A 14494-nucleotide genomic window follows, 5' to 3' on the forward strand; every position below is an offset into this window, starting at 1 on the left:
CTTAGCGAACCGGATCGGATCGTTTAGGCTGGCGCTGTTGTGACAGGTTCCGGTTCATTCTCTGGGATGTTTGTTGAAAAGCTTCCTTCATGAGCGTCAACTCGGCACGAACTTGCTGCGGTTCCAACCCGTTCCACTTCTCCGGCGCTCGATCAAAGCGGAAGGTGTCGGTTGCAACACCAAATTGCCTGCACAACATATAAGAAGCGGAGTAGGCAACAAACTCGTTATCTGAGCGGTTGTACCGTCCATCGCCACGATCCAGTTCAGCATGTGTCAGTTCTTGGGCAAGCGCTCGAAAAATATCGCCGGCCTCAAGCCCGCGACGAATGGTAATGTTTTTTGGTTCTGGCTGATAGAACGCGTGCTTTACCGATGGCAACGCATCACCAATGCCAATCGGAACAGGGGCGAGGTCAATTAACGCTTTAATACGGGCGCGATCATCCGGGAATGCCGGTTCTTCCCGTTTCAACGCGGCGGTCGTTTGCGCAATATCAAACATCTTTTTCGGATTGTAGCTGATACCGGTGCTGCCATCCTGCTTTTGATAGGTTTCGCCCGGTTCCAGAATGTAAAACCCTGTTTCCTTTCGACGAATGAATACCCCTTGTTCCTTCCATGTGTCAAAATCGGCAATGCGAGTCGCGTTTGGCCGCTGCGCCAGAATCAGCAACGCATTGGCCACGCTATAGCGGTCAAAGCGGCTCTGGACATCCAAATATTGCTGGAACGCCTCACCGTTCTGCATCACCGACAAGGTGGTGGCATCAATCGTATCATATGTCCATTGCCGCAGCTCCTGTTTCTTTTGCACCCATGCTTCTTTATCGAAGGATGGTTCGGTTGTACGGAAAGAAGAGGAAGCCGCAGCATCCTGTCGGAATAAATCATCCAGTTCGCTCATTTGGCTTTCCCTCGCTTTCGTCCTTTTGCTTTGTTGGCTTGTTGTTTATCGGCGGCTATCCGCTCCTTTCGAGACGGCAACGGTTCCGCTTGTTCCCGCGGCTGTCTGTCTTTCTCCCATATCCTTTGCTGCCGGTTCTCTTCGCGTATTTCCCGCAATAATTGACGGACGGACACTCGCTCCGGCTCTTGACGAGAAGGTGGATCAGTATCCCTTGCGGTAACCTCGTTGCGCTCGAAGGTATTCTCGGACGGATGGGACGTTTCCGCCGGTTCCTTCTCCGCTGTTGAATGGTCGTCCTCCGATGGAGTCGGCTCCGGCAGTTCGGACTTTCCCATCAATTCATCCAACAAGTCGTCCGTATTCCTTTCTTCTGCGATTTCCTTCGACAGCTCTTGTTCCTGAACTTGCTCGTGACCTGGTTCATGTCCTTGTTCCACAGCAGGAGCTTCGGACATTCCATTGGATTTTTCAATTTCACTCTTAATTTTGGCGGTATCCACAGTGGCCAAGTGGAAACGCTCCACGATCCGATTGATTTTGGACGCATCCTCCGCCCGGACCATCACATCGCACATCCCGTCCACGTTCTTTTTGTCGCGCAAAGCACAGTACAACACGCCATACCGCTTGGCTTCCTTGCAGAAGGTTGCCAGGTCTTCGTTCTTGACCGCAAATACCTTTAATTCTTTCCCACTGCGCAGCAAACTCTCCAACCGGATGCTGCCCTTTGTTCGTTTCTGTCCTTGCAAGGCCGCAAACAAATATACCGCCAAATGCTTAGCGCCTTCGCCGGAAATCTTGGCCATGACTTCGATGCTTTTCAAGCTCATGTTGACAACCTGATTGGCGGCTTCCGTTTCGGTACTCATCGAAAATTTCCTCCTTTCGATCCTGTGCGCCACTTCTGTTTAACGTCTCTCGTAATTCTCCTGATCGCTCCAAAATGCCTTGAACCAGCTTCACCTCCTTTCGAAGCGAGGCAAGCCGTTTAGAACAAACAGCAATTTGCGTTTTGTATTGTTCTCGCTGGCCAGCATCCTTGCAGCGGCGAATTCGGTTGTACAACGACTTGCGCTTCAGGTGCAGGGATTGGATCTGTTCCTCCAACCTGTCACGGAAAGCGAGAAGCTCCTCTTGATGGGTGAGGCGATACTTGCATAGCAGCTTGGTTTGCTCCATCAATACCGACAAGTGTCTCAAATCCTCCCGAAGTCTAAAGGATGGCTTTTTGACAGGCTTTCGTTTTCTAGGAAGCACACCCATTTCAAACAAGTAGCGGATATATAAAGCTTGCAAGCCGCGCAATTTGCGACCAGACCGAACATGGCTCTTACACATGGCACGTCGTCTGCGGACATGGGATGGCCTTTCCCGTTCAGGTATTCGGTTTCGCAATATTCGCTGCTTGATCGCTTCCTCGGTATAGCCATCGCCTAGACTGCGCAAACGGACAAAGCGTGTCTTTCCAGGCGGCCGTATCGCCATATGTTTAACCGCCGTTTTTAGCTCATAACCTTGCTTTTGTAAATGGGCAAAAAACTGTGTCATCGTCATGGAAGATGCAATAGCCTGATCGATGTCCTGCCGGATTAGCCCTCTCCATGTTGGCTTTCGCTCACGTTCCGCTTTCCATTCTCCATAATGCTTGGCTTTGCCCGATTCGGGATGCTCGATCACCGACAAGTGATGTTCCTGGCAAAGCCGGTCGGATGTCTGTCTCAGCAGGGCATAGGAAGCTTTGTTGTCGTAATACCGTTTCCCATCCACAAAGGAAACCGAGTTTAACACAAAGTGATTGTGCACATGCTGTTTATCCAAATGGGTCGATATGACGACTTCAAAGCGCTCCCCCCACAACTCCTGTGCCAGTTTAACACCGATGGTATGGGCGATTTGCGGCGTTGTCTCACCCGGCGCAAACGCTTGATAGGCGTGAAAGGCCAATATGCCGTCCGTCTTAAAAAACTGCCGCTTCGTCCGCTGCATCTGCTCATAAGCCGTTGACGGATCGCAGTTGACACCGCTGACATATAGTTGCTTCTCCGTCTTGGCATCCGCCTGTGTATATACGAGTACCTGCTCCAAACCTCCGCCTTCGCTACGTTCTGCTGTCTTGTCAGGATTTGCGGCGTAATCCAGCACCCGCTTAAGCCTGTCGGTCACACCCCAGATTGCGGTCGTTGCCACGCGAAATTCCCCCCTTACGGCGGATGCACATTTGGATTCACTGGTGGTCTTCGTTCCGGTTCGGTTACGATTTGTTGAATCTGCTGGACAGTACGTCGTAAGCGGTCGGCTTCCACTTGAAACGCAGCCCGTTCCAGATGTCCAGTCGTATGGGCCTTCACAGTGAGTTGATTCAGGTTACTCCCAATAGCGTTCAGTTCACGCATCATCGCGTAATAATCCAGGGGCGGTAGCGGTTTGGGAATATACCCATTGATCAATGCCCGAATGTACGCTTCCCGAGAAAGTCCCGTTTTTTTCACTTCTGTCATAAGGCGAGCATGCTCGCTTTCATTTAAGCGAACCAGAAAAGAGATTGGTCGTTTCCTCATTTGCATCACCCCTTTCCGAACATGAGCTTCCGACAGAAAATCTCATCGCCGCGGGAAAATTCGAGCATCGAGACAATAGCATCGTGTAAACGGGGTCTTAGGGGTTGTACCCCTAACAAACGAATTTGGATATCCAAATTCAGTGCTTGCTGCAACACGAGACATTCGTCTCGCGTTGCCTTCAAGGCACCTGCCGGGAAAAAGAGAGGGACCCAAAAAACACAAAAAAGACGCCGATCCGCTCAGCGCCTTCCTTCGAACTTTTTTGTTATCTCACCAACCAGCGATAATCCTGACGGCAGTCTACAATGTAATCGACATACACGATTTCATCCTGAATTTGATATAACACCAGATACCATTTTTCCACGAACATCTTGTGATACTTGTTTGACGGGATAAATTCCGCTTCCAGAAAAGGATAGCGCTCCGGCATTCGCGCCAAGGAACGTATCGCTTGCAGTAATTCGTTTTTCGTTTTTCGCGCGGCATCCGGACTTTTCTCCGCAAGAAATCGCACATGAGTCGCCAGCATTTGGCGGGCGCGATCGGAGACGATGATCTTATAACGGGGCATCTTTTCCATGCTGCACCTCGTCAATAATGCCCTCCAGGTAAGCGTCCAGTTCATCCGGCGTCACGCCAACACGGCCCGCCAAACGATCTTCTTGCACAGCGAGCAGTTCTTCACGCAGCTTTAACATCTTCTCGCGACGGGAAAACGTATCAATGTCCATTACGACAAGATCGCCTTCACCGTTCTTGGTCAGATAAACCGGTTCCCCGGATGTTTTGCATAGATCGGCGATTTCATTATAGTTTTGCCGGATACTGGCGGAAGGTTTGATAATCATCTTGGTCACTCCTTGCATAGCTGTATATTGATTTTATTATACCTATTACATGCTATACAATCAATGCGGCTGCACTTATCCCCATATATTCACATCTTATCCACATGATGTGAAAATTTTCCGTAGCCCAGAAAGAAAAGACGCCAACCGTTCAGCGTCTACCGCTATCGGGATGGTTCACCGCGTCTTCTTCGGAATTCCATCAAATCGTTGTTTACATCCTTTCCGAACTTAGGCGGCTCATCGGATATGAGAAGGGCGGGGGAGAGGAGCCTCTGTATCGTGGCTGCCGCCAATCGCCCCGGCTCATCATTGTCCAGGTGCAGGACAAGTCGATTCACCTGGGGAAAGCACTGCAAGTAATGCGTTAGGGCAGACGGGGGAGTAGAGTCCTCCCCATTTGTCCTGGGCCTGTATATTCCGGCCAGCGACAGCTTATGCGCCTGCCGCCAATCCCGGCCAGCGAGATGTTCCAGCGTACAGTAGGATAAGAGATCAATAGCGCTCTCAAACAGATGCAGTTCCGTACAGTTTCCCGAGGCCGGAATGGAAAACGAATACCGCTTGTCGCTGCCAGCGGCTTCCCCCATATAACGAGTGCTTGTCGTACCGCGTATCGCCGCATAGCGCGGCGTTCCTTGCTGGTCGAAACCGACGAATACCGCGTTGTGATAGCGGCGGCTTTCATACAAACGCCCCGTTTCGAGACAGTAGTCGATCAACGTGCGATGGATACCACGTTTGCTGAGATAGGCCATGACGCGATGCGATGTACGATTCGGTTCAGGAAGTTCAAACCGCGCTGGAGATGAGCGTTGTTGCAAAGATTGCGAAAATGCAGGTGCGCTGCCTGGATGAACGCCTTCCATTTGCAGCACCGCATCGGGAAAAGACATGCCCCGCACTTTGATCAAATAGTCCAGCGCCGAGCGCCCGCCGATCCCCCTTGACCACCAGTACCATTTACCGTTGGAAATTTTCAAGCTGTCGTGTGTCCGGGTGGTGTAGACATTGCGGGAGCATCGGACCAGTTCTGCCGGCTCGTACATTTGCAAATATGTGAGCAGGTCCAGTCTTTTGGCACGTTCGATCTGTTCCTTGTTTACATAGCTCATTGCCGCAGCTCCTTTTGGAAATCCAGGCAGCGTCCGATGGGGTTATGGTTCATCGTGCCTTACCCCTCTTTTTGGGGTACGTATAAGCTCTGCCTTCCTTCAACTTCGTAACGCCTTTCTTGTTCATGAATGCGTCTAAATCGCCTTCATGAACTTGACTGGTCACCCCGTTTGAGTCGCGGATGTAATAATACGTGTCGCCAAATCCGTTTTTCTCTTTGGATATCAACTCCAACGATGGCACGGTTTCTCCCTCCTTGATCAAGCTGGTTCCGTAACCAAAAGGCGGCAAAATCGGACAAAAGCATCCGCCGCTTGGGCTGGCATACAACATGTTCATTCCTCCGGAAACGAGAAAAGGACCCCAAAACCGGAGTCCCATTCGTCATGAAATTGATAATTTTAACAAGTGAGCGATCTTCGACCTGTGAAATGCTCGCACCGATACCATGTTCTTCTCCGTAATGGTCAGCATGAAGTTCCCTTTCAGGGGGAGGAACGACGGTGTCAGGCCGTTATCGCCCACGGCCCACCACTCGCCGTTCGGGCGCTTCCGGTTCTTCGTCCGGAACGCTGTCCACGGCTTCATTCTCCCGCTTATCCATATTAAGCAGGGCATTCAGTTCCGCGAGTCGCGCCGATTTCGTTAGCAGCTCCTGTTCTTTCTCGAAAGGAGCTTCGACTTGTTCCTTCGCTGTTTCCATCTGCTGGAGCAGCGTGGAGAGTTGCTGGCGGCTATGTTCCAGTTTGGCTGGCAAATCCGCCAACATATTGTTCAACCGGGTGATGTTGCCGCCTGCATCCATCCCTAGCGAGATGGTATGGTCCAATGCGCCGCGCAGGGTCGCCTTGTATTCTTTATGGAAGCTGTCAAAGGATAACCATAGGGAAAAACCGAGATAACTGCCCGCCTCCTGCGGCTCGGATGAAGTCATTCCCTTGCACGCCTCCAGCAAGGCCGCGCCTGCTGCCGCTCTCTCCGTGTAGGTAAAATCCTTAATGACCATACCTGGGAACTTGGATTCATCCGTTCCCTCCGGCACAGCCGATTTGGAACGCAGATATAGAGCGACATCCTGTTCATATCCGGCAATTCGATCTTCTGTAGATTTGACTTGTTGCGGCAATACTTTCAGCAACCGATCCTCCAATGCGTAGCGTTGGCTCAAGTGATTAGCCTTGAGCAGCTTAAGCTTGGAAACCTGGATATCCAGGTCCATCTTCTCTTTGATATACGGATTACCGGTTGCCAGCGCCTTGACTTCGGCATAAGAAAGGGCTGCTTCATCGATATCCTCGGCAGAACGTACCGGCGATTTACTGGTCATGATTTGCGAGATAAAGCGCTGTTTATTCTCCAGCGTCTGATACAAATAAGCGTCGAACGTGTTCTCCGTCACATACCGAAAAATGTGTACCTCGCTATTCTCATTGCCTTGCCGGATAATGCGTCCGCTTCGCTGCTCCAGGTCGCGCGGGCGCCAAGGGCAATCGAGATCATGAAGCGCAATCAGCTTCGTTTGCACATTGGTGCCCGCCCCCATTTTAAATGTCGATCCGAGCAGTATACGAATCTGGCCAGTCCGCACCTTGGCGAACAGTTCCTTTTTCTTCACCTCGGTGTTGGCATCGTGAATGTACGCAATCTCCTCGGTAGGCACCCCTTTCTCTGTCAGCTTGCGTCGCAGTTCGTCATACACATTGAACGTTCCGTCTTGCTTTGGGATGGATAGATCGCAAAACACCAGTTGGGCTAGCCGCTTTTCCTCGTGTTCCTTCCATAGCCGAAACACATTGTCCGCACAAACGCTCACTTTACTGCCTTCGTCATCGGGCAACATCGGATTGGCCAGCCGTTGATCCAGTGCCAGCTTACGCCCATCATTCGTAATCTTGAGCATATTGTCTTCGTGCGGCTCTACTTCCTTGGCTCGCACCCGCTCAGCACGGTGGGCGAGATCCGCGACCATTTCCCGCTGGAAGTCGCTTGGCGGCACGGCAACATTGTGGAAATGGGATTTCGGTACGGGAAGCTGGAGCATGTCCGCCGTCTGGATGTCAGCCACTTCCTTGAACATATTCATCAGTTCCGGCAAATTGTAAAAACGGGCAAACCGGGTTTTCGCCCGATAGCCCGTTCCTTCCGGTGCCAGTTCAATCGCCGTGACCGTCTCGCCAAACGTCGAAGCCCAGGAATCAAAATGTTGCAATCCTTGCTTTCGCAGCCGCTCATATTGCAAGTAGCGCTACATCGTATACATTTCCGTAATGGAATTGGAGATCGGCGTACCCGTCGCAAAGATGATACCCCGGCCTCCGGTCAGTTCGTCCAGATAGCGGCATTTGGCAAACATGTCCGACGACTTCTGCGCTTCGGTTTGCGACAGTCCGGCCACATTGCGCATTTTCGTGTAAAGAAACAGGTTTTTGTACGAATCGGCCTCGTCCACGAATAGCCGATCTACGCCCAGCTCCTCGAAGGTGACCACATCATCCTTGCGGCTGGTATCGTTCAGCTTTGCCAGCTTGGCTTGCAGCGTCTTCCTCGTCTTCTCCAGTTGCTTGATCGCGTACCGTTCGCCCTTGGCCTCCTTCAGCTCGCGAATGCCGCTTGTGATCTCGTAAATTTGTTCCTCCAGTTGTTGACGTTGGCGCTCCATCGATATGGGAATTTTCTCAAACTGCGAATGTCCGATGATGATCGCGTCATAGTCGCCGGTGGCAATCCGCGCGCAAAACTTCTTCCGGTTCTTTGTTTCAAAGTCCTTCTTGGTCGCTACCAGAATATTGGCCGATGGATAGAGCTGCAAACTCCGCTGCCCACTGCTCCGTCAAATGATTAGGAACAACGAACATGCTTTTGCTGCATAAGCCAAGATGCTTGCTTTCCATGGCCGCAGCGGTCATGGCAAACGTTTTGCCTGCGCCTACACAATGAGCAAAAAGGGAATTGCCTCCATACAGCGCCCGGGCAACCGCATTGACTTGATGTTGGCGCAGCCGGATTTCCGGATTCATTCCCGTAAACCGAATATGACTGCCATCGTACTCGCGCGGGCGGATCGCATTGAAACGATCATTATACAAACGCGTTAATCGTTCCCGCCTCTGCGGGTCTTTCCAAATCCAATCGCGGAACGCTTCTTTCAGCATCTCCTGCTTTTGTTGGGCAATTGCGGTCTCTTGCTTGTTCAAAACGCGCTTTTCCACGCCATTCTCCAGCACGGTATCGAAAATGCGCACATCTCGCAAATTTAAGGTATCTTCCAAAATCTTATACGCATTCACACGATTCGTTCCGAAGGTCACGTTGGCTTTAATGTTGTTGCTGCGGTCATTGCTTTTCCCTCGGACATTCCAGGCAGCTGTATATTCGGAATACAAGACGTCGATAGACTGCCGGAACATGTATGGCGTGTCCACCAGTTCGAATATAAACTCCCGGATCACTTCCGGAGGAAGCCACGTCGCTCCTAACCGCACATCAATCTCGGAAGCATCCAAATCTTTCGGCTGCACCGCTTCTAATGCTTTGACATTTTCGCCGTACCGCTCTGCATCCATTTCGGCGGCACGCCGTGCAATCAGAAGTTTGTCACGAACGTTGCCAGACAAATAAGCATCCGCCGTTTCAAAAACCGGCTGTCCTTTCTCATCCAGTCTTTCCGGGTTGGGGAAGATCACGCCGCGCAACTCCTGAACAAGCTGTTCCGTTGTCATGCCGGTCAATTCTTGCATATAGGGGAGATCGACACGTGCTTTTTCTCCAATGGAGACGCCCAGCGCTTCCTCTGCCGTTTCCACATGCCGAACGGTCGTGCGCTGCCGAATCGTACGCTTCGTGAACATATCGGCTTTGCGTAGCAGCTTCCCTTCCTCGTCGAGCACTTCCAATGAACAAAGTAAAAAATAGGCGCTATCGTCGGCGAATGCCAGGCTGTTGGCGCGGCTGTTGATCAGACCGTATTGGGCGGTAAAACGATCATACTGCGCATTCAATTTCCGCTGCTGTTCCCGGATCTCTTCGTCGCTATAATCTTCCGTCTGGTATTCGATCAGTTCGCGCACCGTATCCCGCAATCGGATCATACCTTTGATTCGCCCGGCGGCCGTGGCCGACGTGTCCACTCGGTGCATCCGGCTGTTTTCGCGGTAATACAGTTGGCCGTCCACAAGGGTATAACTGAAATTGCGCACGGTCGGATCGGCCGGGAGGGACGTGTCTTCTTCATCCGGCATTACTTCCCTCTCAACCTCCACCCAATCGGCATGGATATTGGTCAGTGCTTCTCCCAGCAGTTCGCTTAAATTAGCATCCGGGTACGGGTTGCAAGTCGTCTCCTGTCTATTGCCATACATCCGGTCATCAAACGCCATCGTCCCAAGCACCATGTCAGGATGCGCAGCAAAGTACGCATTGATCGGCACGCCTTCGGCTGTCTCTGCCAAGCCAATCCATTCCACACTTTGTTCGGTGACAGTCACCATTCGGTCGCGCTTTTGCAGAAACAAAATATCCGCCGTCACTTCCGTTCCGGCGTTGGACTGAAAAGCGTTGTTCGGCAAACGAACCGCACCCAGCAATTCTGCCCGTTCCGCAATATACTTGCGGACAGCCGGGTTCTGTTTATCCATCGTTCCTTTGGACGTAATAAAGGCAATAATGCCGCCCGGACGCACTTTGTCCAATGTTTTCGCAAAGAAGTAATCGTGAATGAGAAACTTGTGCTTGTCGTAGCGTTTATCCGCCACACCATACCCGCCGAAAGGAACATTCCCTATGGCCAAATCAAAAAAACTGTCCGGCAAAGCGGTTTCCTCAAACCCGCTGATCGCAATCGTCGCCTGCGGGTAAAGCTGCTTGGCGATGCGACCTGTGATGCTGTCCAGTTCTACACCAAATAGCTGCGAGTCTTGAAACGACTCCGGAACTAACCCGAAGAAATTGCCGATCCCGCAGGAAGGCTCTAAAATATTGCCGTTGCGAAAGCCCATCCTTTCCAGACAACCATAGATTGCTTTAATGACAACTGGAGACGTATAGTGAGCGTTCAGCGTTGATGCGCGAGCGGACGCATATTCGTCCGGTTCCAGCAACGATTGCAGTTCGGCATATTCGGCCGTCCATTGCGCGTTCGCTTCGTCAAATACTTGTGGGATTCCGCCCCATCCGACATAGCGGGCGAGAACGACCTGTTCATCCGCAGTTGCCTGGCGGCCTTCTAGCTCCAATTGTTTGAGCAAGCGAATCGCGGCTACATTAAAACCATACTTAACCTTGGCTCCGCCATGCCCTAACTGGTCATCGGTGATACGGTAATTCACCGCAGTCGTTTGCGGTGCAACAGACCGTACATCCTCGACAGCGGAAGGAGCAGAGGGTGCTTCCTCATTATGCGCCTCATCCGATACTTGTTCGGTTAACTGAAGGGATGCCGAGGCAGACTTCGGCTCATCTCCATCCGAAAGCTCCGGCTCTATTTCTTTTCCGGCAGGTTCCTCCGCTTCGGTTTCCACTCCTTGTTCATCAGTTAGCAGATGATCATTAAGCGGATTTTCACGCAGGATGCGTTCAAAATCTCGGCGTTCCAGTTCCTTGGTGAAAAGCGGAAAATGAACATCCCGCAGCATCACGTTACCGTTTTCCACCAGCAAAATCTCATATTCGTCCGCGCCAAAAAAAACCGTATCGCCGGGCGCATAGGCATAACGCGCCTGCTTCCGCTCCATCGTCTCCGACTGCTGTGAGGAGGACGGATGTTCTTGTTCCAACCGTTCGCGAGCAGACGCTTCTTCGGCCATCTGCCCGCGGCGCCCCTCCAGTTGCTCGGCAAATGCAGGAAGTCGTTCCGTTTCCAAACGATTCAGATAACGTCCCGCCGCCAGCAACTCGCCGATCCGCTTCTGTACCTTCATCCAAGGCAACACCAGCTTTTGCTCTTGATCCGTCATTGAACGTCGGGTCAACGTGATGCCTTTGCTATCATGATGCTCATAAATATCCGTGCCGATCAGTACAGGGGCGCGCCCGCCCGTGCCATATTCCCGTTTCAAAAATTCGGCGTTTTCTTTCTCCGATAACGATTGCTGAAAATGGAGAGCAATGCGATATTTACTGTTGGCAAAGCCGCTTCCTTATTGGAGAATCGCATCGATCACCGCCTGCGGCCAGACAAAAGCGGAGGCTGTATCCGCCTCCGCCTGTTCCATAAATAAGGTTTGCTGCTGAACCGATGGCTCCGTCTTTCGTGCCGGGTCAAATTCGTTAAGTACTATCATACTGTTGATATGGCCGGCGATCACTTCCCAATCGTAAAAACTTTGTGCGGTTGGTTCGGTTGCCGGACCCGTCCAAAGATGGAGCACATTGCGATACGGTTCATACCCGATGAGAAGGTCTTCGTCCAGCGTAAGCTCGGACTGACCCGGCGCAAACAGGCTACGCACATACAACGCCCGCTCCCCTTCATTTTCATGTGCGGCGAAGAAAGCCTCGATTTCCGACTTGCTTTTCAGTAAAGGAGCGGTGCGCAGTAGATCGTTGATGGCATGATGGTCATGAAAAAACGGAAGACTCCGATCTTCCGTTTTTCGATCATACCATTTTAGTTGTAAATCAGTTCTGTCAGAATGGTCTCCTCCACCTGTTGCTTCAGGCTGTTCATGTAACCCGTCCAGCCCAGCGGATCGCTCGCTTTGTCCGGGGCCGGGTGCAGACGGAGCAGTTCGTTCATCGTCTGTTCGAGCTGCGTCCGCGCCGACCGGTCGATTTCCGTCAGATGCTGGTGCAGTTCGCCCGAGAGCAGCAGGCTGGCGTATGTGCCTTTCTTCTCGGTTTTCAGGTAGTTTTTGCGCAACATCCCATACTTGCCGATCAGTTGATGATCCTCGGTCAGTGTCAGGTCGGGCAGCAGATAGCCCCCTTGACGGGTGTAAGTCACTTCCATGTTCATCCGTCCTTTCTGGCAATCGTTTAGCTTCATTTTGTGTCAAGGCCGTTTCTCTTGCAACGGTGCGAACGTCTCTAGCCTGTGAAGTCTGACGTTCTACACGCCGCTGCACCCGTATCGTCGATTCGATTTCCCGCAGCATCATCTCCGCGATGTCGCTGATCGCTGCTCCAAGCTGCGAAAGAGCGGGCAGTGTATTGAAATTCCCGATGCCTGAAAGATCCTCCCGTCCAATATAGTGAGGGGCGTTCATACCACAGCGGGTTAGTGCCATATAGGCAACGGAATGATACACAATCTGACGGAACAGCACTTCCACAGGTTGGCGTTCCAGTTCTTCAAGCAGACTGCCCTCAAGCTCTCGAACAAGCAAATCCACATAATCCGAACTGTTGTCATCCACTGCGTTCCGGGCTGCGCTCAGCAGCGCATTCGGCCATGCCGCATCCGGTTCCTGCTCGCCAAACGCATTGTTCAACGTTTCCGTAACGACCGCTATATCGCCCGGCTCCATGCGCCAAAGCGAGACCGGTCGAGGATCTCGGCTTTGCGTGTCCGAGATATCAAACACATGCCGTAACCCAAAATGGTTGCCCCGGTCTTCGATAAGTGCAATACCTTTCGCCCCGCGTTTGACCCAACGGTTGAGCCGCTTGTTCCAGACGTCGATGGATGCGCAAGCTGTAGCATCGGGCCGCTGTGCATAGATTAATAACTGATCTTGAAACGGATACTTGTAGTTCCACGCCGCTGTCGATAAAAAATCCGCCCAACGGTCGGGATGTTCCACAACCGTGCGGGCGGTATGAACGGACAAATCAACGATATGCTGTATTTTCGCGGTCAACGGTACCTTTCTCCTTTCATAAGATCGTAATCTGATTGGCCAGTTGAATCCCCTCCTCCGAATAGCGGGTCATGATCCGAATCAAGCCCTTACTCTGCAAACGGTACAAGTTTCGACATACCGTCGAAGGAGAAAAACCTACATCGATTGCCATTTTTGTACTGGACAGGTAGACCGACTTGTGTCGCCCGCCCTATCCAGCAATAGCCGTACAACAGCTTTGCAGCTGGCGGGACGGCTGCTCCCGCGATCAGCATGTAGCGTGCTAGATCATTCATTGTACGTCCTCCTTCACAAGGTTTACCGCGCCGTTCTGGTTTTGCTGAACAGATCGGCCAAGCAAGTGATTCTTGCGGTAGCAGTAGATATAGAAGCTGTAATCGCCAAGATGGGGGAAGCAGCGAATATAATAGCGATAGTGAGTGGTTTGTAAACAGAAACCACAAACATCGGAATGCCATGCGCCGGGGATACGTGCTTCCGGGTGCCGCCTGCAATAGGCTCGCATCTCATTCAAATTGAGCAAAAGTCCTTGCCATTGCAAATGTTGCACAAGTGCCGCCAGTTCCTGGCGAAAGGCAAGCGTCCTCCGTTCCCCGGCATGATCCGACCATGACATCCAAAACTGATCGTCATCAGTGCCGAAATCTCCTCGCAAATGACCGATATAGCTGAGTTCCTTGCTTTGAGTCGCGATCGCTGAATAGAAGTAAGGTGTCTCTTCCGATGCTAACGGTTGAAGTTCGCCAAACATCCCCGAACCTCCGTTTCCGCTAACGTTGCTGTTCCGTTTTTTCTTCTGCACGGCTGACGCTTGCCGCTGCTGCTCCGTCACGCGCTCCGGCCGGGCGTAGCAGTATAAGTAAAAGTTGTAATCCCCGGCAAAAGGAAAGCATCGCAAATAGTAGCGGTGATCCTGCGTCTCCATGCGGAAGCCGTACACATCTGTGCTCCAAGCGCCGCCGATCCGTGCTTCCGGATGCTGGCTGCAGAACCGAAGCATATGCCGACGGCTTTTCAGCACGCCCTGATCGCCGATCACTTGAAACGCCTTGCCCAATTCTTCTTGAAATGTAGGCGTTTCAAAAGGTGAGTTCCGGGGAAACCAGGTCACCCAGAACTCTTCGCCCGACCGTCCAAAATCGCCGCGCAGATGACCGATGCATCCGCGCGCAATGCCCTCCTCAGCAGACGAGGAATAAAAATAAGCCGCCTCCTCCGGTGCGGCACTTTGTAACCTTTCCATTTGATCTATCCTCC

At 52.0% G+C, this 14494-nt stretch carries 14 protein-coding genes; all 14 read right to left on the bottom strand.

The features are described from left to right. Position 1: 1 nt before the first annotated feature. The 14 genes from MKX64_RS04650 to MKX64_RS04715 all read right to left on the bottom strand — a co-directional run bounded on the left by MKX64_RS04650 (position 2) and on the right by MKX64_RS04715 (position 14480). Positions 2 to 907, bottom strand: a complete 906-nt coding sequence (locus tag MKX64_RS04650) for a hypothetical protein (RefSeq protein WP_341035426.1) — start codon at positions 905 to 907, stop codon at positions 2 to 4. Then, positions 904 to 1779, bottom strand: coding sequence for a PcfB family protein (locus tag MKX64_RS04655; protein ID WP_040739002.1), 876 nt, complete (start codon positions 1777 to 1779; stop codon positions 904 to 906). Before MKX64_RS04655 ends, MKX64_RS04650 begins: the two co-directional genes overlap by 4 nt. Then, the gene (locus MKX64_RS04660) at positions 1688 to 3097 is read right to left on the bottom strand and encodes a relaxase/mobilization nuclease domain-containing protein (protein ID WP_007130977.1); all 1410 of its coding nucleotides are present in this window, start codon (positions 3095 to 3097) and stop codon (positions 1688 to 1690) included. Before MKX64_RS04660 ends, MKX64_RS04655 begins: the two co-directional genes overlap by 92 nt. Before the next feature lie 14 nt (positions 3098 to 3111). Beyond that, positions 3112 to 3468: a plasmid mobilization protein gene (locus MKX64_RS04665; protein ID WP_341035427.1), complete on the bottom strand. Its 357-nt coding sequence runs from the start codon at positions 3466 to 3468 to the stop codon at positions 3112 to 3114. Between the two features lie 268 nt (positions 3469 to 3736). After that, positions 3737 to 4054 carry a type II toxin-antitoxin system RelE/ParE family toxin gene (locus MKX64_RS04670; RefSeq protein ID WP_007130979.1) on the bottom strand — a complete coding sequence of 106 codons (318 nt, stop codon included), beginning with the start codon at positions 4052 to 4054 and terminating at the stop codon, positions 3737 to 3739. Further along, positions 4032 to 4322: a type II toxin-antitoxin system Phd/YefM family antitoxin gene (locus MKX64_RS04675; RefSeq protein ID WP_007130980.1), complete on the bottom strand. Its 291-nt coding sequence runs from the start codon at positions 4320 to 4322 to the stop codon at positions 4032 to 4034. The genes MKX64_RS04670 and MKX64_RS04675 overlap by 23 nt, the downstream gene beginning before the upstream one ends. A 164-nt stretch (positions 4323 to 4486) precedes the next feature. Beyond that, positions 4487 to 5437: a DUF3991 domain-containing protein gene (locus MKX64_RS04680; protein ID WP_007130981.1), complete on the bottom strand. Its 951-nt coding sequence runs from the start codon at positions 5435 to 5437 to the stop codon at positions 4487 to 4489. Between the two features lie 49 nt (positions 5438 to 5486). Then, the gene (locus MKX64_RS04685; RefSeq protein WP_007130982.1) at positions 5487 to 5771 is read right to left on the bottom strand and encodes a hypothetical protein; all 285 of its coding nucleotides are present in this window, start codon (positions 5769 to 5771) and stop codon (positions 5487 to 5489) included. Between the two features lie 181 nt (positions 5772 to 5952). Next, positions 5953 to 7647 carry a helicase-related protein gene (locus tag MKX64_RS04690; RefSeq protein WP_341035429.1) on the bottom strand — a complete coding sequence of 565 codons (1695 nt, stop codon included), beginning with the start codon at positions 7645 to 7647 and terminating at the stop codon, positions 5953 to 5955. A 36-nt stretch (positions 7648 to 7683) separates the two neighbouring features. Beyond that, complete coding sequence (locus tag MKX64_RS04695) at positions 7684 to 8247, bottom strand: hypothetical protein (RefSeq protein WP_341035430.1); 564 nt, start codon at positions 8245 to 8247, stop codon at positions 7684 to 7686. Next, entirely contained in the window at positions 8195 to 11491 is a 3297-nt protein-coding gene (locus MKX64_RS04700; protein ID WP_341035432.1) for an N-6 DNA methylase, read from the bottom strand. The genes MKX64_RS04695 and MKX64_RS04700 overlap by 53 nt, the downstream gene beginning before the upstream one ends. Before the next feature lie 81 nt (positions 11492 to 11572). Then, positions 11573 to 13234 (bottom strand): hypothetical protein, encoded by a 1662-nt coding sequence (locus MKX64_RS04705; RefSeq protein WP_341035433.1) that lies wholly within the window; start codon positions 13232 to 13234, stop codon positions 11573 to 11575. A gap of 89 nt (positions 13235 to 13323) precedes the next feature. Then, on the bottom strand, positions 13324 to 13512 hold the full coding sequence (locus tag MKX64_RS04710; protein WP_095397599.1) for a hypothetical protein: 189 nt from the start codon (positions 13510 to 13512) through the stop codon (positions 13324 to 13326). After that, the gene (locus MKX64_RS04715) at positions 13509 to 14480 is read right to left on the bottom strand and encodes a hypothetical protein (protein ID WP_341035434.1); all 972 of its coding nucleotides are present in this window, start codon (positions 14478 to 14480) and stop codon (positions 13509 to 13511) included. Before MKX64_RS04715 ends, MKX64_RS04710 begins: the two co-directional genes overlap by 4 nt. Positions 14481 to 14494: the final 14 nt, after the last annotated feature.

The organism is Paenibacillus sp. FSL M8-0334 (genome assembly GCF_038000405.1).
Classification (GTDB): Bacteria; Bacillota; Bacilli; order Paenibacillales; family Paenibacillaceae; genus Paenibacillus_AQ; species Paenibacillus_AQ campinasensis.

Bases quoted from the DNA above. Each gene is read 5' to 3' on its own strand.
- MKX64_RS04650 (WP_341035426.1), bottom strand. From the start codon at position 907: ATGAGCGAACTGGATGATTTATTCCGACAGGATGCTGCGGCTTCCTCT.
- MKX64_RS04655 (WP_040739002.1), bottom strand. From the start codon at position 1,779: ATGAGTACCGAAACGGAAGCCGCCAATCAGGTTGTCAACATGAGCTTG.
- MKX64_RS04665 (WP_341035427.1), bottom strand. From the start codon at position 3,468: ATGAGGAAACGACCAATCTCTTTTCTGGTTCGCTTAAATGAAAGCGAG.
- MKX64_RS04670 (WP_007130979.1), bottom strand. From the start codon at position 4,054: ATGGAAAAGATGCCCCGTTATAAGATCATCGTCTCCGATCGCGCCCGC.
- MKX64_RS04675 (WP_007130980.1), bottom strand. From the start codon at position 4,322: ATGATTATCAAACCTTCCGCCAGTATCCGGCAAAACTATAATGAAATC.
- MKX64_RS04680 (WP_007130981.1), bottom strand. From the start codon at position 5,437: ATGAGCTATGTAAACAAGGAACAGATCGAACGTGCCAAAAGACTGGAC.
- MKX64_RS04685 (WP_007130982.1), bottom strand. From the start codon at position 5,771: ATGTTGTATGCCAGCCCAAGCGGCGGATGCTTTTGTCCGATTTTGCCG.
- MKX64_RS04710 (WP_095397599.1), bottom strand. From the start codon at position 13,512: ATGAATGATCTAGCACGCTACATGCTGATCGCGGGAGCAGCCGTCCCG.
- MKX64_RS04715 (WP_341035434.1), bottom strand. From the start codon at position 14,480: ATGGAAAGGTTACAAAGTGCCGCACCGGAGGAGGCGGCTTATTTTTAT.